This window comes from Nonomuraea fuscirosea, assembly GCF_003001935.1.
Lineage (GTDB): Bacteria > Actinomycetota > Actinomycetes > Streptosporangiales > Streptosporangiaceae > Nonomuraea > Nonomuraea fuscirosea.
The window spans coordinates 1-20604 of sequence record NZ_PVNG01000009.1; the positions used below are offsets into that span (position 1 = coordinate 1).

At 70.6% G+C, this 20604-nt stretch carries 19 protein-coding genes; 10 read left to right on the plus strand and 9 right to left on the minus strand.

The features are described 5' to 3' along the window. On the minus strand, positions 1 to 1388 hold a 1388-nt coding region (locus B0I32_RS21060; protein ID WP_146178253.1), incomplete at its 3' end, for a Clp protease N-terminal domain-containing protein. A 546-nt stretch (positions 1389 to 1934) separates the two neighbouring features. On the opposite strand from B0I32_RS21060, the gene B0I32_RS21065 reads away from it, so the two are divergent. From B0I32_RS21065 to B0I32_RS21075, 3 genes are all read left to right on the plus strand, one after another. Further along, the gene (locus tag B0I32_RS21065) at positions 1935 to 3311 is read left to right on the plus strand and encodes a sodium/glutamate symporter (RefSeq protein ID WP_181307617.1); all 1377 of its coding nucleotides are present in this window, start codon (positions 1935 to 1937) and stop codon (positions 3309 to 3311) included. Next, positions 3308 to 4603 carry an aminotransferase gene (locus B0I32_RS21070; RefSeq protein ID WP_106241958.1) on the plus strand — a complete coding sequence of 432 codons (1296 nt, stop codon included), beginning with the start codon at positions 3308 to 3310 and terminating at the stop codon, positions 4601 to 4603. Before B0I32_RS21065 ends, B0I32_RS21070 begins: the two co-directional genes overlap by 4 nt. A 108-nt stretch (positions 4604 to 4711) precedes the next feature. Then, entirely contained in the window at positions 4712 to 5563 is an 852-nt protein-coding gene (locus B0I32_RS21075) for an IclR family transcriptional regulator (protein ID WP_219911926.1), read from the plus strand. Here B0I32_RS21075 and ilvE read toward each other — a convergent pair. The 8 genes from ilvE to B0I32_RS21115 all read right to left on the minus strand — a co-directional run bounded on the left by ilvE (position 5550) and on the right by B0I32_RS21115 (position 13995). Then, the gene (gene ilvE, locus B0I32_RS21080) at positions 5550 to 6443 is read right to left on the minus strand and encodes a branched-chain-amino-acid transaminase (RefSeq protein ID WP_181307619.1); all 894 of its coding nucleotides are present in this window, start codon (positions 6441 to 6443) and stop codon (positions 5550 to 5552) included. The two genes, B0I32_RS21075 and ilvE, sit on opposite strands and share 14 nt — an antisense overlap. 23 nt (positions 6444 to 6466) lie before the next feature. Continuing rightward, positions 6467 to 8224 carry a thiamine pyrophosphate-binding protein gene (locus tag B0I32_RS21085; RefSeq protein WP_106241963.1) on the minus strand — a complete coding sequence of 586 codons (1758 nt, stop codon included), beginning with the start codon at positions 8222 to 8224 and terminating at the stop codon, positions 6467 to 6469. A 30-nt stretch (positions 8225 to 8254) separates the two neighbouring features. Further along, a complete protein-coding gene (locus B0I32_RS21090; protein ID WP_106241965.1) occupies positions 8255 to 9073 on the minus strand; it encodes a hypothetical protein in 819 nt (272 codons plus the stop codon). Positions 9074 to 9254: 181 nt separating this feature from the next. Continuing rightward, on the minus strand, positions 9255 to 9944 hold the full coding sequence (locus B0I32_RS21095) for an HAD family hydrolase (protein ID WP_219911927.1): 690 nt from the start codon (positions 9942 to 9944) through the stop codon (positions 9255 to 9257). Continuing rightward, positions 9941 to 10666, minus strand: a complete 726-nt coding sequence (locus B0I32_RS21100) for a glycerophosphodiester phosphodiesterase (RefSeq protein ID WP_146178254.1) — start codon at positions 10664 to 10666, stop codon at positions 9941 to 9943. Before B0I32_RS21100 ends, B0I32_RS21095 begins: the two co-directional genes overlap by 4 nt. An 86-nt stretch (positions 10667 to 10752) precedes the next feature. Continuing rightward, entirely contained in the window at positions 10753 to 12090 is a 1338-nt protein-coding gene (locus B0I32_RS21105; RefSeq protein ID WP_146178255.1) for an ABC transporter substrate-binding protein, read from the minus strand. Positions 12091 to 12142: 52 nt separating this feature from the next. Beyond that, positions 12143 to 13015: a carbohydrate ABC transporter permease gene (locus tag B0I32_RS21110; protein WP_219911928.1), complete on the minus strand. Its 873-nt coding sequence runs from the start codon at positions 13013 to 13015 to the stop codon at positions 12143 to 12145. After that, positions 13015 to 13995 carry a carbohydrate ABC transporter permease gene (locus B0I32_RS21115; protein ID WP_106241973.1) on the minus strand — a complete coding sequence of 327 codons (981 nt, stop codon included), beginning with the start codon at positions 13993 to 13995 and terminating at the stop codon, positions 13015 to 13017. Before B0I32_RS21115 ends, B0I32_RS21110 begins: the two co-directional genes overlap by 1 nt. Positions 13996 to 14132: 137 nt before the next feature. Here B0I32_RS21115 and B0I32_RS21120 point away from each other — a divergent pair, with 137 nt between their 5' ends. The 7 genes from B0I32_RS21120 to B0I32_RS21155 all read left to right on the plus strand — a co-directional run bounded on the left by B0I32_RS21120 (position 14133) and on the right by B0I32_RS21155 (position 20596). Next, a complete protein-coding gene (locus tag B0I32_RS21120) occupies positions 14133 to 14912 on the plus strand; it encodes a DeoR/GlpR family DNA-binding transcription regulator (protein WP_181307621.1) in 780 nt (259 codons plus the stop codon). Positions 14913 to 15026: 114 nt separating this feature from the next. Further along, the gene (locus tag B0I32_RS21125) at positions 15027 to 15527 is read left to right on the plus strand and encodes a CAP domain-containing protein (protein WP_106241978.1); all 501 of its coding nucleotides are present in this window, start codon (positions 15027 to 15029) and stop codon (positions 15525 to 15527) included. Between the two features lie 323 nt (positions 15528 to 15850). After that, positions 15851 to 16702 (plus strand): toll/interleukin-1 receptor domain-containing protein, encoded by an 852-nt coding sequence (locus B0I32_RS21130; RefSeq protein ID WP_106241980.1) that lies wholly within the window; start codon positions 15851 to 15853, stop codon positions 16700 to 16702. 257 nt (positions 16703 to 16959) lie between these two features. After that, entirely contained in the window at positions 16960 to 17709 is a 750-nt protein-coding gene (locus B0I32_RS21135; protein WP_106241983.1) for an RraA family protein, read from the plus strand. Then, entirely contained in the window at positions 17706 to 18872 is a 1167-nt protein-coding gene (locus B0I32_RS21140) for a pyridoxal phosphate-dependent aminotransferase (RefSeq protein ID WP_106241986.1), read from the plus strand. The genes B0I32_RS21135 and B0I32_RS21140 overlap by 4 nt, the downstream gene beginning before the upstream one ends. Before the next feature lie 15 nt (positions 18873 to 18887). Further along, positions 18888 to 19505, plus strand: coding sequence for a TetR/AcrR family transcriptional regulator (locus B0I32_RS21145; RefSeq protein ID WP_106241989.1), 618 nt, complete (start codon positions 18888 to 18890; stop codon positions 19503 to 19505). A gap of 293 nt (positions 19506 to 19798) precedes the next feature. Continuing rightward, complete coding sequence (locus tag B0I32_RS21155) at positions 19799 to 20596, plus strand: alpha/beta fold hydrolase (RefSeq protein ID WP_106242743.1); 798 nt, start codon at positions 19799 to 19801, stop codon at positions 20594 to 20596. The last annotated feature ends 8 nt before the right edge of the window (positions 20597 to 20604 follow it).

Consider the following 20604-nt stretch of genomic DNA (forward strand, 5'->3'; position numbering starts at 1 on the left):
ATGATCCGCTTGTGCAGCTCGTCCTCCATGCGGAGCAGGCGCTGCGACTCCTCCTCGGTCAGCTTGAAGACCGGGATGCCGGTGGCGGTCGCCAGAACCTCGGCGATCAGCTCCTCGGTGACGACGTCTTCGGCGGACGAGCCGGCCGGCGCGGTCATCCGGTGGATGCGCAGCCGCGCTCCAGCCTCGTCGATGAGGTCGATCGCCTTGTCGGGAAGGAAGCGGTCGCTGACGTAGCGGTCGGCCAGCCGCGCGGCGGCGATCAGAGCGTCGTCGGTGATCGAGACGGCGTGATGGGTTTCGTAGTGCTTGCGCAGACCCTTGAGCATCTCGATCGTGTGGCTGAGCGAGGGCTCGGTGACGAGAACCGGTTGGAAGCGGCGGGCGAGGGCGGCGTCCTTCTCGAAGTGCCTGCGGTGCTCGTCGAGCGTGGTCGCGCCGATCGTCTGCAGCTCGCCGCGCGCCAGCATCGGCTTGAGGATGCTGGCGGCATCGATCGAGCCCTCGGCGGCGCCCGCGCCCACGAGTGTATGCAGCTCGTCGATGAACAGGATGATGTCGCCGCGCGTGCGGATCTCCTTGAGCACCTTCTTCAGGCGCTCCTCGAAGTCACCGCGGTAGCGCGAGCCGGCCACCAGGGCGCCGAGGTCGAGCGTGTAGAGCTGCTTGTCCTTCAGCGTCTCGGGCACCTCGCCCCTGACGATCTTCTGCGACAGGCCTTCGACGACGGCGGTCTTGCCGACGCCGGGCTCGCCGATGAGAACGGGGTTGTTCTTGGTCCTCCTGGACAGGACCTGCATGACCCGCTCGATCTCCTGCTCACGGCCGATGACCGGATCCAGCTCGCCGTCGCGGGCGGCCTGGGTCAGGTTGCGGCCGAACTGATCGAGTGTTCCGGGGGAGGGCCGGTTCGAGTCGGGAAGGGCGAAGGGCGTCTCCGGCCGGCTGCCCTCGCGCCCGGAAAGGGAGCGCAGGATCCAGGTCCGGATCCGCCCGGGGTCGGCCTGAAGATTGATCAGCACCTGAGTGGCCACGCCCTGACCTTCGGCGATGAGCCCGAGCAGAATGTGCTCGGTGCCGACGTAGCCATGACCCAGCTGCACGGACTCACGGAGCGACAGCTCCAGGACCTTCTTGGCCCGCAGGGTGAACGGAATCTGTCCGGGCTCGGTGGGCCGGCCCTGGCCGATGATCTCCTCGACCTGCTGGCGCACACCCTCAAGACTGACGCCCAGGCTCTCCAGAGCCTTGGCGGCCACACCGCTCCCTTCATGGATCAGGCCGAGCAGGATGTGCTCGGTGCCGATGAAATTGTGGTTGAGCGTCCTGGCCTCCTCCTGTGCCAGGACGACGGAACGCCTCGCTTGGTCGGTGAACTTCTCGAACATCTCGAGCCTCCTGGCGGGGCGGAACATGCCGGACGGGCGTGGCCTGGACCGTTTCCGGTCGACGATGGTCCACGTCAGGGCACCGTCAGGAGTTCCCGGGACGTGGACATGGTCGGCCACTGTCAGCGGAGCGCCTTGCCGGCGGGGCGCACGGGCTCGGTTCCGAGCCGTGCTCGTTCGCCGGGGATTCTGTGCCGGCCGTCGCGCCGGCAGTGGGTCCCCCGGTCGTTTCACACGTACCACGGAACGGGCGGTGTGATCACCGCTCGACATCGTCCGGCGTACTGAGTCCGCCGAGCTGTGGCCTTCGCATGACGCTGCGTGGGCGAACTCGTCGGGCTCCGGTAGCTAACCTGCCTGTTTACCAGCTTAGTCCTCATTGTGGTGATTGCCGCCAATTCAGCCGCCGGCCGAACGCAGAGGCGGACTGACACGCGCCGGGCGGTCGGCGGGATCGCGGAACGACCTCGACAAGACGTCACGCCGAGTGCATTATCGGAACCAGATCCCGCATCGCGGTACTAACCCCCCATGAAAGGAGGAGGCGTGGAGTTGACCGTCTGGTCGTTGGTTGGCGATCTCGGCATCATCTGCACCCTGCTCGTCCTCGCCCAGATCCTGCGTGCCAAGGTGCGCCTGTTCCAGGTGCTGTTCCTGCCGGCCAGCATCACGGCCGGCCTGGCCGGGCTGCTGCTCGGGCCCAATGCCCTGGACGTGCTGCCGTTCTCCGAGGCGATCGGGCAGTACCCCGGCGTGCTCATCGTGCTGATCATGAGCGCCGTCCCGCTCGGGCACGCGCTGCGGGGCGGGCGGCGGATGGCGGCCCGGGTCGGAGCGCTCTACTCGTACTCGCAGGCGGGCGAGGTGTTCATGTGGGGCCTCGGGCTGGCGTTCGGGCTGGCCCTGCTGGGACCGCTGTGGGGGGTGCCCGACGGGTTCGGGCTGCTGCTCGCGCTGAGCTGGGCGGGCGGGTTCGGCACCGCGGCGGCGGCCGGGTCGGCGTTCGAGGCGCGCGGCTGGCAGGACGCCACCTCGCTCGGCTACACCGCCGCCACCATGGGCGTGGTCGTCTGCATCGTGGGCGGGCTGATCATCACCAAGTGGGCCGCGCGCAAGGGCGAGGCCGGCTCCCTCACCCGCTTCGACGAACTGCCCGACGAGCTGCGGACCGGCGTGGTGCCCGAGGCGGATCGCCGCCCGATCGGCACCGGCACGCTGTCGTCGAACTCGCTGGAGTCGCTCACGCTGCACCTCGGGCTGATCCTCATCCCGGCCGTCGCCGGGTACTTCCTCGGCCAGTACCTGACCCAGCTCTGGCCGGACATCTCCATCCCCGTGTTCGCGCTGGGCTTCCTCGCGGGGCTGGCGCTCCAGGGCGTCATCACGCTCACCCGTACCGAAAGGCACGTGGACCGGGAGACGGTCACCACGCTCAGCAGCACGTTCTCCGACCTGCTGGTCGCCTTCGCCATCACCTCGATCGTGCCGCGGGTGATCGCGGACAACGCCGTGCCGCTGGCCGTGCTCCTGGTGTTCGGGCTGGTCTACTGCGTGGTGCTGCTGCGGTACGTCACGCCGCTGTTCTTCCGTACCCGCTGGTTCGAGCGCGCCATCTTCACCTGGGGCTGGATGACCGGCTCGGTCGCCACGGGCATCGCGCTGCTGCGCATCGTGGACCCGCGCAACCGCAGCCGCACGCTGGAGGACTTCGGCCTCGCCTACCTGGGCGTCGCCCCGGTCGAGATCCTGCTGATCACCACGGCGCCGATCGTCGTCACCGCCGGGTTCGCCTGGGGCCTGGCCGGCGCGTGCGTCGCGTTCGGCGTCGTCACGCTCGTCCTCGCGCGGGTGTTCGGCTGGTGGGGCCTGCCCGCCGCGGCCGGCGCCGAGGAGGAGCCCGCGCCGCAGGAGGCGCCGCGATGAGCGTCTGGCACCCGATGTCCGGGTACGACCCGCAGGCCCGCAGAACGGTCATGGTGTCGGGGGAGGGGTGCTGGGTCACCGACGACACCGGCCGCCGCTACCTCGACGCCAAGTCGGGCCTGTGGTGCGTGAACGCCGGCTACGGCCGCGACGAGCTGGCCGACGCGGCCCGCGACCAGCTCAGGACGCTGCCGTACTATCCGCTGACCGACTCCCACCTGCCCGCGCAGCGGCTGGCGGCCCGGCTGGGGGAGTGGCTCGGCGAGGACTACGTGTTCTTCTTCTCCAACTCCGGCTCCGAGGCCAACGAGGTCGCCTTCAAGATCGCCCGGCAGTACCACCAGCAGTGCGGCGAGCCGTACCGTCAGAAGATCGTCTCCAGCTACCGCGCCTATCACGGCCAGACCCCCGGCGCGCTGGCCGCCACCGGGCAGAACCAGCGCAAGCTCGGCTACGAGCCGCTGCCCGCCGGGTTCCTGCACGTCGCGCCGCCGGACCCGTACCGCTGCCATCTGTGCGAGGGCGGCTGCACGCTGCGGTGCGCGGGCGAGGTGGAGCGGGTGCTGCGGTTCGAGCTGCCGGAGACCGTGGCCGCCGTCATCGCCGAGCCGGTGATCAGCGGCGGCGGCGTGATCGTGCCGCCGGCCGGCTACCTGGCCGCCGTGGCCGCGATCTGCGCGCGCTCCGGCGCGCTCCTCATCGTGGACGAGGCCGTCTGCGGTTTCGGCCGTACGGGCCGGCGCTTCGGGCACCAGCACTCCGGCATCGTGCCGGACATCGTCACCATGGCCAAGGCCGTCGCGAACGGTTACTTCCCGATCGCCGTCACGGCCGTCCGCCGTGAGATCCACGAACGTTTCGCCGCCACCGGGCAGGGCCGGCTGCGGCACATCAACACCTTCGGCGGCCACCCCGCGGCCTGCGCCGTCGCGCTGCGCACCATGGACATCATGGACGGCGAGGACCTGCCCGCCCGGGCGGCCGGGAACGCGCTGGCGCGGCGGCTGAAACCGCTGCTCGCCCTGCCCCAGGTGGGCGAGGTGCGCGGGCTCGGCCTGCTGGCCGGCGTCGAGCTGGTCGAGGACCGGGTGTCCAGGCGGCCCGTCGCCGCCGACGTCACCCGGCGCGTCGTCGCGGCGTGCCGGGAGCGCGGCGTCATCGTCGGCATGAACGCCAACACCGCCGCGGGCCTGTCGAACGTGGTCATGGCGGGTCCGCCGCTGGTCGCGGGCGAGGAGGAGCTGGATCTCCTGGCGACGACGCTGGAAGAGGCGATCAGGGAGGTGCTGTGAGCGTGGCCGGGGAGGTGCCGCGCGATCACAGAGGTGCTCTGAGCGAACGCCGGTGAGGGGGCTGCCGATGACGGTCAAGCCGCGGGTTAGCAATGGCAGACTGGTCACGTGAACACGGATCCGCCGGAGCGAAACTCGGAGTCGATCCAGAGCATCGAGCGGGCCGCCGCGATCCTGGAGGCCGTGGCCGCCGGAGACGGTCACGGCCGCCGCCTGATCGACATCGCCGCCGACACCGGCCTGCGCAAGGCGACCGCCCACCGCATCCTGGGCACCCTCGCCCAGGTCGGGCTGGTCGAGCAGGACGAGCGTACCAGCCGGTTCTCCCTCGGGCTGCGCCTGTTCTCGCTCGGCATGGCCGCCGCCAACCGCTACGGCCTGGCCGACCTGGCCAGCGAGTGCATGCTGCGGCTGGCCGAGCGCACCCACGACACCGTCTACCTCACCATCCGCAGCGGCTACGAGGCGGTGTGCGTGGACCGGGTGACCGGCGGGTTCCCCATCAAGACGCTCAGCCTCAACGTCGGCGACCGCCGCCCGCTCGGTGTCGGCGCGGGCAACCTGGCCATGCTGGCCGGGCTGCCCGACGACGAGATCCGCACGATCGTGGCGGCCAACGCCCCGCAATATCCGCACTTCGGCAAGCTCGACTCGGCGACGATCATGGCCGTGGTCGAGGAGAGCCGCGAGCTGGGGTACGCGTTCAACGACCGGCTGATCCTGGCCGGGATGAGGGCCGTCGGCGTGCCGGTGCTGGGGCACGACGGGCGGCCGGTGGCGGCGCTCAGCGTGGCCGCGATCACCGAGCGCATGTCGCCCGCCCGCCGCGCCGACATCGTCGCCTGGCTCGCCGAGGAGGCCAAGGCGCTCAACGAGCGGCTGCGTGAGGCGATCGGCAAGGTCACCGAGTCCCGCGTACGCCGCCTCGCGGGCGACCAGCCCGCCTCTACGGTCCGGTGACCCCGCCTGCGATCGGGGTGCTCCAGCGCTCCGACGACAACGCCTCAAGGTAGGCGTCCTGGAGCGTGGACAGCACGGGGCCGGGCTCGCCGCCGCCGATCCTGCGCCCGTCGACCTCCACCACCGGCACGAGACCGCCCGCCGTGCTGGTGAGGAAGACCTCGTCGGCGGTGTAGGCGTCGTACAGCTCAAGGTCGGTCTCGTCCACCTGGCGGCCCAACTCCGCGGCCAGCCGCAGGACCGTGTCCCGGGTGACGCCGCGCAGCACGTCGTGCCGCGGCGTCCGCAGCACCCCGTCCGTGACGACGAAGACGTTGAAGCCGGGCGCCTCGCACACCCGGCCGTGCACGTCCAGCATCAGCGCCTGGTCGGCGCCGGCGGCCCTGGCCTCGATCCGCGCCATGACCAGGTTGAGGTAGTTCAGGCTCTTCACGTGCGCGTCGAGGACCTGCCCCGGCGGCCGGCGGATCGCGACGGTCTTCACCCGCAGCCCGGTCGCGGATGAGCGGTCGATGTATGGTCGAGCCATGATGACGAGGTTCGGCACGCACCCGGTGGGATCCATCAGCGGCGTGCCGTTCGAGCCGCGCGTCAGGATCCACTTGACGTAGGCGTCGGCCAGCCCGTTCGCGCGCACCGTCATCATGACCAGCTCCTTCAGCCGCTCCCCGGAGACGGGACAGTCCAGGGCGACGGCCGCGCACGACCTCAGGAAGCGTCGTACGTGGTCGTCCAGCCGGAAGAGTCGGCCGCGCCAGGCGAGCACGGTCTCGAAGACTCCGTCACCGTAGAGCACCGCGTGGTCCAGGATCGAGATCGCGGCCTTCGCCTCGGGCACGAACTCGCCTCCGGCGTAGGCGACGCGTTCGCCGGTGTTCATGTCACTGCTCATCCTTCCTGCGCTCAGGCCGGGCGGTCGCCCGGCTGGAGCGTGAGCGTGCGGTTGTCCGTGCCGGGCAGCATCCGGCCGGGGTCGCGGGTCACCACGACGTCGACCACGCTCGGCGCGTCGCGGGCCGCCATCGCCTTCAGCAGGGCGGGTCGCAGCTCGTCCGGATGCTCGACCCGGTGCCCGTGACAGCCGAAGCTCCCGGCCAGCTCCGCGTAGTCCGTCTCGGCAAGGTCGGCGGACTGGTAGTGGCCCGCGCCGTAGACGGCGTGCTGGAGCGCCTTGACGTATCCGGAGGCGGCGTTGTTGACGACCACGAGGGTGAAGGCGACACCGGCGCGGCGGGCGGTCTCCAGGTCGCCGACGGTCATGTTGAGCCCGCCGTCGCCGGTGATGCTCACGACCGGGGCCCCGGTGCCGCGCACGGCCAGGGCGGCGCCGAGCGCACCCGGCAGGCCGTACCCGATGGAGGCGAAGCCGCGGTCGGCGACGAATCCCCGGCCCGCCCGCTTGGTGTCGTACAGCAGCCCGGCCCAGTGGCTGGCGAAGCCGCCGTCGGCGACCAGCACCCCGTCCTCGGGCATGGTCCGGTTGAGCTCGCCGATCAACCGGCCCATGTCGATCGGCACCTCGTCGCTCTCGTAGCGGGCCCGCGCGTCGCGCGCCCACGCGGCGCGCCGTCGCCGCACCTCCAGCAGGTACGCCGCCCGGTCGTCGGACGGCGCGCTGGGCTCCAGCGCGGTGGCGAGGTCCGACAGCCCGGCGCGCGCGTCCCCCCAGAGCCCGATCGGCGTACGTGCCCAGCGGCCGATCTCCTCCGCCACGATGTCGAGGTGGATCAGCGGCGTGCCCGGCGCGGGCAGGGTGTAGCGCCTGGTGGCGATCTCGCCGAGCTTGCAGCCGACGACCAGCAGGCAGTCAGAGGACTCGATCAGCTCGTTGGCGTACCTGCTGAACCGCCCGAACAGGCCGGCGGACAGCTCGTGCCCGCACGGGATCGCGCCCTTGCCGCTCAGCGTGTGCGCCACCGGGATGCCCGCGCCCTCCGCCAGGCGCAGCAGGGCGTCGTGGGCGCCCGACAGGTGCACGCCGCCGCCCGCGAGGATGAGCGGGCGCCGGGCCCGCGCCAGCAGCTCCGCCGCGCGGTCCACGTCGGAGGCGTCCGGCCGGGTCCGCCGGGCCGGGACGCGGGTGGTCGCGAGGTCGGCGTGGAAGTCGCCCGCCGCGAAGGCGTGCTCGGCGTGCGCGACGTCCTCCGGCACGTCGACCACCACCGGGCCGGGACGTCCCGAGGTGGCCACCGTGTACGCCCGCCGGACCAGCTCGGGGATGCGCTCGACGGCCTCGACGCGGATGAGCTCCTTGACAGCCGGGCGCAGGATCTCCACCTGCCTGGCCTCCTGCGTCATGTTCCGCCAGGAGTGTCCCCTATGGGTGTCGCCGGTCAGGGCGATCACCGGTACGCCCGCGTTCAGCGACTCCACCAGGGCCGTGACCAGGTTCGTGGCGCCGGGCCCGAGCGTGCCGTCGCAGATCCCCGGCCGGCCGGTCAGCCGGGCGTACGCGTCGGCCGCGAAGGCGCCGGTCCGCTCGTCGTTCACCAGGATGTGCTCCATCCCGAGGGCGCGGACGCCCTCGTAGAAGGGCAGCAGCTGGAAACCGGCCATGCCGAACATGGGGCCGGCACCGCAGATTTTGAGCATCTCCGCCAGGGCGTGCCCGCCGGAGACGGGCCGTCCGTGATCCGCATCGCGCGTGCTGGACTCCGTCATTACGCCTTTCCGTTCGATCGTCGCGTGCTTCTAGTACGAGGTCGCTTTCAGGACGAGGCCGACGAACTCGGGTGTGGGCATGCCCACCCGGGCCCCGAGGCGGGCCGCGGTCTCGTTCCTGGCCGAGAGCACGCCGTCGTGGTAGGTGGAGCGCCCGTCGCCCACCCGCGCGGACGTGGCCGCCACCGTGACCGCCGCTATCCCGCGCGTGTCCAGCACCGGCAGCCGCCCCAGCCCGGCCCCGTCCCTGCCGATCCCGGCGTCGTTGAAGACGGCGGCGGCCGCGGCGACGCGCAGCGCGCTGCCCGGCGTCCCGCCGAGCAGGCCGCCGTGGGAGCCCGTGACCAGCACGTCCCCTTCGTCTCCAGGACCGGCCAGGGAGGCGGAGTCGAGCGCCCACACGCGCGGCCGGCCGTCACGCAGCAGGTGCCGGCTCTCCTCCGGCCGCGCGGGCCGCGCCGCCGGGGTGCCCGCCCGGGCGAGGGCGCGCACCGCCTCCGAGCAGGGCATGCCGGGCGCGCATCCCAGCGCACGCGCGGGCGCGTTGACGTACGAGATCGTCCCGTGCCGCAGCGCGTCGCCCCCGTCCCCGATGCGCGCCGTCAGATGGCTCACGGCGGCGGCCGGTACGCCCAGCGCTTCGAGGTGGTCCAGGCCGGCGACTCCGGCCCGGTCGAGCCCGACGCCCGCGTCGTTGAACACGATCGCCCGGACGCCGGCCCGCGCCGCCAGCCGGGCCGGGTAACGCCCGCCGTGCGAGCCGACGACCACGACGGCGGCACGGTGCCCGTCGCCGAGTTCCGTCGCGCTGTCGACGACGGCCGGTTCGCTCCCGGGCGGGGTGGACATCCTCACGATCCGCGGTGCCCGTACCTTGCCACGGTCACAGTTGCTCCCCTCGCCGCGACTCTCTGGTTTCGCAATACGATACCCAGTCTCGAAATAGCGTCAAGGGCCGATCATGTGGGAACGTTCCATGCAGAACGCCCTGACCCCCGTCCAGGGAGCCAGGGCGTTCTGCGGGGAACGTTCAGCCGATCCGGTCCGCCAGCAGCGAGATCAGCCGATCGACGGTGACGGTCTCCAGCGGAGCCACGACGGCGCCGTGCCCGCCGGCCAGCGCCGCGCCGTCCTCCGGCACGGCCACCACCAGGCAGCCCGCGGCCAGCGCCGCCGCGATGCCCGGACGGGAGTCCTCCAGCGCCACGCAGTCACGCGGATCGACGCCCAGCCGTTCCGCCGCCGTCAGGTACGACTCGGGGTCGGGCTTCGGGCGCGCCACCTCGTCGCCGCAGACCACGGTGTCGAACATGCCGGGATCGAGCTGGGCCAGCACCTCGTCCACCAGGACCCGGTGGCTGGAGGTCACCAGGGCGGTCGGGATGCCGCGCCCGCGTACGGACCGCACCACCTCCTGGGCGCCCGGCCGCCACGGCACCCCGAGGGCGAACAGCTGCCGGGTACGCTCCAGCAGCCAGGCGGCCGACTCCTCGACGTCCGCGGCGACGCCGAGGTCCTCCTGCACGATCCGGGCGGTGTCCCGCAGATTGCTGCCGACCACCCGGCGGCGGATCTCGGCCGACAGCGTGCCGCCGAGCCTTTCGGCGAAGTCGGCCAGGCTCACGTCCCAGAGAGGTTCGCTGTCGAACAGCGTGCCGTCCATGTCGAACAGCGCCGCCGCCAGCACACCCGTGCCGGGGACAGCCGTCTCGGTCGTCACCGGAGCGCCTCGGCCAGCCACCGCCGCGCCGTGCGGGGATCGTCGCTGGTCGTCCCGTCCACGCCGAGTTCGAGCCAGCGCCGCAGGTCGCCCGCGTCGCGCGTGGGCCAGCCGTGCACCGGGACGCCCTCGTCGTGCAGCTGCTTGACGACCTCGGCGGTCAGGCCCTCGCCGCCGCTGTGGATCCGGCTGGACCCGGTGTCCTCGATCAGTTTCCGGTAGCCGCCGGGGTGGGCCTCGGCGGTGGTCCACTTGGACACGATGATGCCGCGCGGGATCTCCGGCAGCTTCTCGGCCACGGTGGCCATCGCCTCGACGGAGAAACCGGTCAGGATCGTCCGCTCGGCGTAATCGGGGTGCAGGGGGAAGAAGCCGGTCAGGCCGTCGATGGCGGCCAGATCCTTGATCTCCAGCTGGACGAACCGGGTCGTCGCCGCGTACATCTGCTCCAGCGTGGGCACCCGCTCACCCCCGCCCACGTCGACCGCGCTGATCTCCGCCCAGGTCAGCTCCGCGACGGGGCCCAGATCCCGGCCGGCCGGCCCGGCCGCGGTCCGGTCCAAGGTGGCGTCGTGCAGCATGAAGAGCTGCCCGTCCGAGCTGATCCGCACGTCGGTCTCCAGCTCGTCCACGCCGACCTCTTCGGCCACGCGAAAGGACGCGATGGTGTTCTCGGGTGCTTCGGCCATGGCGCCGCGGTGTCCGACGATGGCAAATGCCACGATCTTCCTCTCTCACTGTGGTTTGTTGCGGGGGGGAGTCTCGTGGGGGGAGCAGCCGGCGGAGCGGCGGCACGAGAGGTCCGGGGTCAGGTGGCCACCAGCCGCTGATACTTCGGCAGGACTCGCTGGACGGCCGGGTGGAGGGTCCGGTTCGCCTCGCGCAGCGCCTCGCGCGGGTCGGCGTTGGAGGCGTACACCTTCTGCAGCACGATCAGCATCTCGGAGATCGTCTCGTTCACGTACCGGCGCATCACGTCCGCCTGACGGGCGCGGCTGAGCTGGTCCTGGGCGACCTGGTACGCGGGCGTCGCGGCGTTGCGTTCCTTGATCTTCGGCGAGCTGAGCGAGCTGGTGGTCACCGGGAGATAGCCGGTGTTGAGGCTCCACTCGGGCGCGCCCTTGTCGGCGAGGTACTTGACCAGCTCCCAGGTCGCCTGCTTGCGCGTCCTGGTCGAGTTGCGCATGATGGCCAGCCCGCTGCCTCCGGTCGGCACGCCCGGCGCGTCCTGCTCGGGCAGGAAGGCCGCGCCGAACTCGAACTCGGCCGCCTTGAGCAGCGAGGTCAGCGCGCCGGTGGAGTTGCAGATGGTCGCCGTCACGCCGGCCGCGAAGTCGGCGTTGACGTCGCCGGCCAGGTAGGCCATCTGGTCGTCGTGGATGAACGCCCGGTCGAACTCGAGGGCGGCGACGGTCTGCTCGGAGTCCAGCCGCGACGTCATGCCCTCGGAGTAGCTGCCGTCGAAGGCCCAGCTCGACCCCTGGAAGTACCAGTCGTCCTTGCCGGTGTAGCCGCGCATCTTGACCGGTGAGCCGCGGTACTTGAAGCCCTTGAGCTGACGGCCCCACTCCCGCAGCTCGGTGAACGTCTTCGGCCCGCGGTCGGGCAGCCCGGCGGCGGCGAAGATCTCCTTGTTGTAGTAGAAGAGGGGCGTCGAGCGGGCCCAGGGCAGCCAGTAGACCTGGTCCCTGATGGTGCCCTCGGCCAGGAACCTCGGGTGGAAGGCGTCGGCGCGGAAGCCGGCGTCGAAGTAGCCGCTGAGCGGTTCCAGCGTCTCGGCGAGGAAGTAGCGGTTCCAGTTCACGTCGCTGAGCGTGACGAGGTCGGGAACCTGCCCCACGGCGAAGCTGGCGGCCAGCTTCGAGTCGAGCGCGGGATAGCCGGGGAACAGCTGGATCTCGCAGTAGATGTCCTGCTGCGCGGCGTTGAACCCGTCGATGATGGTCTGCAGGACCTCGGCGTTGTGCGCAGTGAACGCACTCCACAGCACGACCCGCTGGCGGCGCGCGAACTTCTCCGGCACCTGCCCGCTCACCTGGGCGTAGTCGCCTTCCATGCGGCCGACGCAGCCGCTCAGCGCCAGACTGGCCACGGCGGCGGTGGCGCCGGTCAGGAGCCGGCGCCGGCTGAAACTCGTCCCGGTCACGCTGGGTCCCTTCTGATCGAACCGGATCGCAGGCACATGGTCATCACCGTCATCACCGGCGAACCGCGCTGCCGGCCAGACCGGCGACGATGTAACGCTGTGCCAGCAGGAAGACGATCGCCACCGGCAGGACGACGAACAGGGTTCCGGCCATCAGCGCGCCCCAGTCGTTGATGCCGTCGTTCTCCTTGAGGTAGAGCAGCCCGATCGGCAGCGTCCGCATGTTGACCGAGTTCGTCACGATCAGCGGCCAGACGAAGCCGTTCCACTCGTCGATCAGGGCGATCAGCCCGACCGTGATGATCGCCGGCCGGGCCATCGGCATGATGACCGAGAAGATCCTGCGCAGGTGCCCGGCGCCGTCGAGCTGCGCCGCCTCCAGCACCTCGTACGGGAGCGAACGGAAGAACTGGTGCAGCAGGAAGGTGCCGAACGCCGACGCCACGCCCGGCAGGATCAGGCCGGCATAGGTGTTCAGCAGGTTCATCTGGCCGACGGTGATGTAGTTCACCAGCAGGGTCACGTGCCCCGGCACCATCAGCGCGCCGAGCATGAAGATGAACAGGTAACGCTTGCCGGGGAACGGCAGGAAGGCGAAGGCGTAGGCGGTGGAGATGGCCAGCACCACCTTGAGCACCGTCCCGATCGCCGCCACCACGACCGAGTTGATCAGGAACTGGTCGAACGGCGCCAACGTCCAGGCGTTGACGAAGTTCTCCAGCGTCAGCGATCGCGGGATCAGCCGCATCGGCCAGCTGTTGATGTCGGCGTTCGTCTTGAACGCCGTACTGACGAAGAGATAGAGCGGGATCAGGAAGACCAGGGCGGTGATCACCAGGGCGAGCACGCCCCACCAGCGCGTACGGCGGGAGCCGGGTTCGCGCGGGGCGGGCTCGGTCGCCGCAGCGGTAGGCATGACCGTCATCAGTAGTGAACCCTCCGCTCGACGAATCGGAACTGCAGGACGGTGATCGCCATCAGCACCACGAACATGATCATGGAAGCCGCACTGGAGACGCCGACGTTGCCGCGGTTGAACGCCTCGTCATAGATGAACCAGCTCAACGTGGTGGTGGACCGGGCGGGCCCGCCGCCGGTCATCATGGCGATCACGTCGAAGGACTGGAAGGCCGAGATCGTCTGCGTGATCACCAGGAAAAACGTGGTGGGGGAGAGCAGCGGGAAGATCATCCGACGGAACTGCGTCCACCGTCCGGCGCCGTCGATCCTGGCCGCCTCCAGCACCTGGGCCGGGATCTGCTGGATGCCCACCAGGTAGACGATCGCGACGAAGCCGAGGCCCTTCCAGATGGAGACGATGATCAGCGCCCACAGCGCCCACGAGTCGTCGTTCGTCCAGGCCGGCGAGCTCGCTCCGAACGCCTCGAACACGAGCCGGCTGAGGCCGGTGTTCGGATCGAAGATGAACAGCCAGATGGTCGCGATCGCCGCCCCGGACAGCACGTGCGGGGCGAAGGCGAGCGTCTGCACCGCGTTGGCGCCCCGGAGGCGCTGTGCGAACAACATGGCCAGCGCCAGGCCGAGCACCAGGGTCACGACCACCACCACGACCACCCACACCAGGGTGCGGAACAGCACCTCGGGGAAGGACCAGCCGCTGAACAGGGACTGATAGTTCAGCAGGCCGGCCCACTCCGCCTGGGGCGAGATGAAGTCCCAGGTGGTGAAGCTCAGGTAGACGTTCTCGATGATCGGCCAGTACGAGAACACGGCGATCAACGCCAGGTTGGGCAGCGCGAACGCGGCGAACAGCAGATACCCGCGCCATCGGCGGCGTGCCGCGGCACGCCGCCCATCGGCCGTCGTTTCCCGGGCATCGGCCGTTTGGCGGGCGCTGTCGGAGAGGGCTGATCTCGCGTCGAGATCGCTTGCTCCACTGCTCACGGGCTACCACCCATCCGCATCGAGGTCGAACAGGTGCAGACTTTACTGGCGGTCTCGTGGACGAATCTGTTCATATGGGGGCGAATCTGTGACCATTACGCGAACGTTTCGTCCAGATGTGCAAGGGTGACAACAAGGTGTCAAGCTCGTTTCACGGCCGTGCCTTCGATCGTCAGCAGCGGATCCTCACCTATGTCAGGAGCGAGGGCCGCGCGGTCGTCTCCGACATCGCCGACCTGTTCTCGATCTCGCCCGCGACGCTGCGCCGGGACCTGCGGGCGCTCGAGGCGCAGCGCCTGATCGCCCGCTCGTACGGCGTCTTCTACCCCACGGACATCGGGCGTTTCGAGACGCCGGTGGAGCACCGGCGCAAGGCCAAGACCGAGGAACGGCTGATGATCGCCGAAGCCGCGGTCGCCATGATGGTCGACGTCGACACGGTCTTCCTCGACGAGGGAGCGCTGCCGGAGGACCTGGTCGGGCCGATGCGCCGGCTGCACCGGATGACCGTCGTGACGCGCTCGCTGACCATCGCCGCCGAACTCAACCGCCAGACCGACCACGACGTCATCATGGTCGGCGGCCGGCTACGCCCGAAGACCATGGGCACCGTCGACCGATGGGCGACCGCGATGCTCGCGGAGCTGAACGTCGACCTGGCCTTCATGGGCACCAACGGCGTGTCGCTCGACCGCGGGCTGACCACTCCCGACCCGGCCGTGGCCCAGGCCAAGACGGCGGCCCTGCAGGCGGCCCGCCAGACGGTGCTGGTGTGCGAGCACACCAAGTTCGGCGTGGCCAGCTTCGCCAAGTTCGCCGACATCGAGCAGCTGACGTACGTCATCACCGGCAAACAGCTGCCCCGGGCCACCGCCCAACGCTACGGCGACTCCGGTCCGCGCGTCCTGCGCGTTTAGTGCGGTGACCACTGACACACGTAGCGGATGGTGATCATTCCGAAATAAGATGACGCATCAACCGGGGTCGCGCCAGAATGCGGAGGCCGCCCGCCGCACCTGGAGGATCCCCTTATGCGCCGTTCCCTCGGCCTGCTCACCGTCGCCGCCACGCTGACCACGTTCGCCGCACCCATGAGCACGGCGCAGGCCGTCACGCCCTCCTCGTCCGCCGCCGCGGTGGGGACGGCGCGGGAGAACATGGTGGTGCGGCTGGTCAACGCCCGGCGGGCGAAGAAGAAGGGCTGCCGGGCGCTCAAGCACCACCCGCGACTCCACCGGGCCGCCCACGCGCACGCGGCCGACATGGCGGTGCACGGCTACTTCTCCCACGACTCCCGCGACGGCCGGGGCTACATCGACCGTGTCAAGGCGGCCGGCTACAAGCGCGGCGGCAGTTGGGCGGAGCTCCTCGGCAAGGGCCAGCGCACCCCGGCCGTGATCGTGGGGTCCTGGATGAACGACCCCGGAAGCAAGGCCTCCCTCCTGAACTGCAAGTTCGCCTACACCGGGGTCGGCGCCGTCGAGGACGCCAACGGCGTGATCGTCTGGACCCAGCTCTTCGCCACCAAGTGACCCGCTCCGGGCCTGCCGTCTTCAGAGGAGGAACGGATCCGTCCGCCGGGCGTAGTCGTCGGGGAGGCGGACATCGGTCAACGGAATCACCCGGCCGACGGGCGATGCGCCGCGCACGATGACCGATCGCAACCGCTTCCGGCAGAGCTCGGTCGGCGGTTCGCTCAGGACGAGGCTGCTGTAGCGCTCCTTCCGCAGCTCCAGGCAGAGCGCCTTGATCAGCCGGGAGGCGAGCTCCGGGCGGCGGTTTCGCGCGGCTTCGTTGCCAGGTCGGCTGCGCTGAGCGACAGTTGGGTGGTCGGCTGGAATGAAGAGGGCTCGCCGTGACGCGGATTTTCATCAGCTATCGCCGTCGCGACACTGCCGCAGTGGCGATCGAACTGGAAAAGGAGCTCGGGCGGGCGTTCGGCCGCAGGAAGATCTACCGGGACCAGGTCTCTCTTCAGCCCGGACAGGACTGGCTGCGGGAACTGGTCCGGGCGATAGCGTCGAGTGACCTGCTCGTGGCTCTCATCGGTGCGCAGTGGGTAGGCGAAACAGATTTGAGCGGTCGAACGCGTATCCATGATCGACGTGACGTCGTCCGGATGGAGATCGCCACGGCCTATGCCGAGCGGGTTCCGATCATGCCAGTCCTGGTGGATCGAGCAGCCATGCCGCGCCCGGAGGATCTCCCCTTGAGTGTCGCCAGACTCACCCGCATCAACTGCGTCGAACTGAGCAGCGATACTCTCCGCGAAGACATCGCCCGCCTCGTTCAGGACGTGCGCAGCCTGCCGCGCAGAGTGCGCTCGTCGAAAGAGCGGTCCGCCGATGACCTGGTCGGCATGTGGGCGAGCGAGAACCCTGGCAACGCTCTTCTTCACTTCACCTTCCACGCCGACGGAACCTACGAGTACGCGGGTATCCTCCGCCAGGAGCGGCCGTCCGGATCGATGATCTTCGAGTCGTACCAGGCGGGGGAGTACTTTCCAGGTGAGGGCAAGGTGCGCCTGGACGCGATTCATGCGAACTCCAGCCGTCATGATCCGGACTCGCCCGAGGAAAACTATGTGAATCGCCCGGAGCGCGCCGATGAAAGCGAGTACGTCTACGAGCGCTCGCGAGGGCCGGCGGATCGGCTGATCCTGGTTGACCGTTCGGGGAGGCGTGTTCCTTATCGCCGCGTCGGCTGACGTCCAAGATCAGCGCTTCTCATGGTCGTGCGGGCGGGCGTCGAGCGGGGGATGTGGCTGGACGGGCCGCACGCCCGAGGCGGCATTCCTGCCTACGCCCGGACCGGAAGGTGAGGCTCGCAGCCCACGGTCACCGGCAATGTGCGCTCCAGGCTCGCCGCGTAGTCCGGCGGCTCGAAGGCGTTGTGGGTGGATGCTTCAGGGGCTACGATCCTTTCATGTGAGATGACTGTCTCATTTGAGAATGGAGAGCCATCGTGTTCATAGTCGCGCCCACCGACAGCGTGTCCATCGCCCCGCCCTGGGACCGGGTGCCGGCCGAGGAGATCCGCCGGCTGGGGGAGGTGCCGGCCGCCGACGTCGGTGACGCGCTGGGGCGGATGACCGTCATGGACGGCGGCATCCGGCTGCTCACCGGGCAGGCCGCGCTCCTGGGGACCGCCCTGACGGTGGACGTGCGGTCGGGGGACAACCTGGCCGTGCATCGGGCGCTCGACGACGCGCGGCCGGGCGACGTGCTGGTCGTCAACGGGCACGGGGACGGGACGCGGGCGCTGGTCGGCGACCTCATCGGCGAGATCATGGTGAACGCCGGGGTCGTCGGCGCGGTGGTCGACGGCGCCATCCGGGACGTCCGGTCGCTGCGGGAGATGGGCCTCGCCGTCTACGCGCGGACGGTCACCCCCGCCGGGCCGTTCAAGGACGGGCCCGGCGCGATCGGTGTCCCGGTGGCGGTCGGCGGTGTGGTGGTGGAGGCGGGTGACGTGCTGGTCGGTGACGCGGACGGCGTCGTCGTGGTTCCGCGGCGGCGGGTGAAGGAGGCCGTGGACGCGGTCGGCGAGGTCGTCGGGAAGCAGGAGGCGTTGCGGCGGCGCATCCTGGCCGCGCGTTCCGGCGATGCGGCGGGTTGCGGCGATGTGGCAGGCCCACGCGATGTGGCAGGCCCAGGCGCTGCGGCGGGCTCCGGCGATGCGGCGGGTTCCGGTGCTGCGGCGGCGGGCCGATGACCGACAGGCCGCCCGCCTTCCGGATCGGGGACCTGCGCCGTCACTCGCGGCGCCCGGCCCTGGCGCCGGCCCCGCCGGGTGCCGTGTCGCTCGCCATGGGCGAGCCGGACTTCCCGACGCCGCCGCCGGTGGTCGAGGCCGCCGCGGCCGCCCTGCGTGCGGGGCACACGCACTACGCCGATCAGAAGGGTCTGCCGGCGTTGCGTGCCGCGCTCGCCGCGCGGTTGCCGGGGCGTCCCGGACGGACCTGGACCGCGGACGACATCGTGGTCACCCAGGGCGCCACCGCCGCGCTGGCGGCCGTCGTGCTCGCGATGATCGGCCCCGGCGACCGGGTGGTCATCCCCGAGCCTGCCTACTCGCTGTACGCCGACCTGGTCGTCTTCGCCGGGGGCACCGTGGACTACGTTCCGCTCGCTCCCGACCTGCACTGGGACCTCGACGCCCTGGCCGCGGCGCTGCCCGGGGCGGCGATGATGATCTTCTCGAACCCGTCGAACCCCACCGGGATCGTGCACCGCGAGCAGGAGCTCAAGGCGCTCGGAGATCTCCTCGACGGCTCGGACGTCCTGGTCGTCAGCGACGAGGCCTACCACCGGCTGGTCTATCCGGGGCACGTGATGACGTCGGCGCTGGAGATCGAGTCGCTGCGGGACCGGACGGTGTACGTCCAGACGTTCTCCAAGACGTACGCCATGACCGGCTGGCGGGTGGGGTACCTGACCGGGCCGCGCGCGGTGGTGGACGCGGCCGCGCACGTGCACCGGACGTACAACGGCTCGCTGAACACGGCGGCCCAGCACGCGGCCCTCGCCGCCCTCGACCTGCCGGACGGCGTCGTCGACGCCATGGCCGAGACGTACCGGCAGCGGCGCGAGCTCGTGGTCGCGCAGCTGTCCGGGGTGCCCGGGCTGCGGCTGACGCCGCCGGAGGGGGCGTTCTACGGGTTCCTCCGCTACGACGCCGCCCTGCCGTCCGAGGTGGTCGCCCGCGCGCTCGCCGAGCGGAAGGTGCTGGTCAGGGCCGGCATCGAGTACGGGCCCTCGGGCGAGGGGCACCTGCGGATCTCGTTCGCGGCCTCCGAGGACGACCTGCGCACCGGGCTGGCCCGCATCGTGCGCCACTTCGGCGATGAGGGATATCCTGCGCCTGCGATTCGATGAGGGCGGAGGTTGCCGGTGACCGGTCAGCAGGGCGTCCGGCGAGGGGAGGGCAAGCTGCGTAGCGACACCCGCCGCAACCGCCGGCGCCTCCTGGAGGCCGTCGGCGAGCTGGCCAGGGAAGCGCCCGACGAGCTCACCATGCAGGCCGTCGCCTCCCGCGCGGAGATCGGCCCGGCCACCGCCTACCGCTACTACTCCACCGTGGACGACGTGCTCGCGGCGTACGTGCTCAGCGTCGTCGAAGAACTGCGCGACTTCAGCGCGGCGTCGACGGCGGAAGGGCAGCCGCTGTTCGACGCGGTCGTGGACAAGTGGGTGGACCTGCTCGCCGAGCACGGCCCGGCGCTGGTGCAGCTGCGCTCGCGGCAGGGCTACCTGAAGCGGCTGCACGACGCGAACGACATCATCGTCGCGATGCGGGACGCCTGGTCGGGGCCGGTGCGCGGGCTGCTCGCCGACCTGGGGCTGCCGGACGAGATGCTCGAGTACGCCCTGTTCCTCAACAACATCATGTACGACCCCCGGGAGATCCAGGACCTGCTGCAGGAGACGGAGCTGTCCCGCAGGGAGGTCGTCATCCGGCTGACCGAGGCGTACCGGGGCGCGCTGCGCGGCTGGGCGCGCGCGGGCTGAGCGGGCCGCACGTCGCGATAGGGCACGACTCCCCGTCTGGCCGCGGGCTTCCTCGTGGGTTCGGCCGGCCTGCCCGGCACACTGCTGACGGTCGGCGGGGTGTATCTGCTCGCCACGCTGTGCCCATTGCTCTTCCCGGTCTGGAGGCGGATGGACGGCCCGGCCGCCCCGACGATCGGCAGGACGGAACGGGGTGGCATGAGGTCTCCCTAAACGCGAAACTAAGTGATACGGTCATCTCAATTCATAGGAATGTCTATGTACTGCCGCCGAAAAGGGGGCCCGCAGTGGCCATGCGTCAGGTAGAGCACGACCCCGCCGAGACCGTACGGGCAGGTGATCTCGACGTCGGGATCATCGACGACGGCGGCAGCGGGGTGCCGCTCGTGCTCGTTCACGGTGGTGAGAGCGACCGCACCCAGTACGCCACACTCCGCTCGCACCTCGGCCCGGGGATCCGGGCGATCTCCTACGACCAGCGCGACTCCGGGATCACCGTGAACCCGCCGGTCCCGTACACGCTGGGCGACCTCGCCGACGACCTCGCCGACCTGCTGGACGCGCTGAACCTCCAGCGCGCGCACCTGCTCGGCACCTCCTTCGGCGGAGCCGTCGTGCAGCACGCCGCGCTGCGGCATCCCGACCGGGTCGCGTCCCTCGTCCTGATCGCGACCACGCCCAGCTTCGCGCTGTGCCCGCAGCAGGTCGGGGACCTGTTCGACATGTCGCACGACGACCGGCAGCGGGCGGTCAAGGACTTCTTCGTCACCCCGGAGGGCCAGGCCGAACTGCACAACCGGGCCGCCCAGACGCTCGCGTACCGTGATCAGGGCAAGGCCGGACGCCGCCACGACGCCGCCCGCCGGCACGAGGTACGCGACCGCCTGGGCGAGATCAGCGCACCCACCCTGATCGTGCACGGCACGGCGGACCTGCTGGCTCCCTACTCCGGCGCCCTTCTGATGGAGGAACGGATCCCCGACGCCCGGCTGCGCCCGATCGAGGACGGCCGGCACGCGATCGCGATGGAGTTCGCGGAGCCGATCGCCGGATATATCCGCGATTTCCTCGGATTGTCAGTTGAGAGGTGACGTACGGC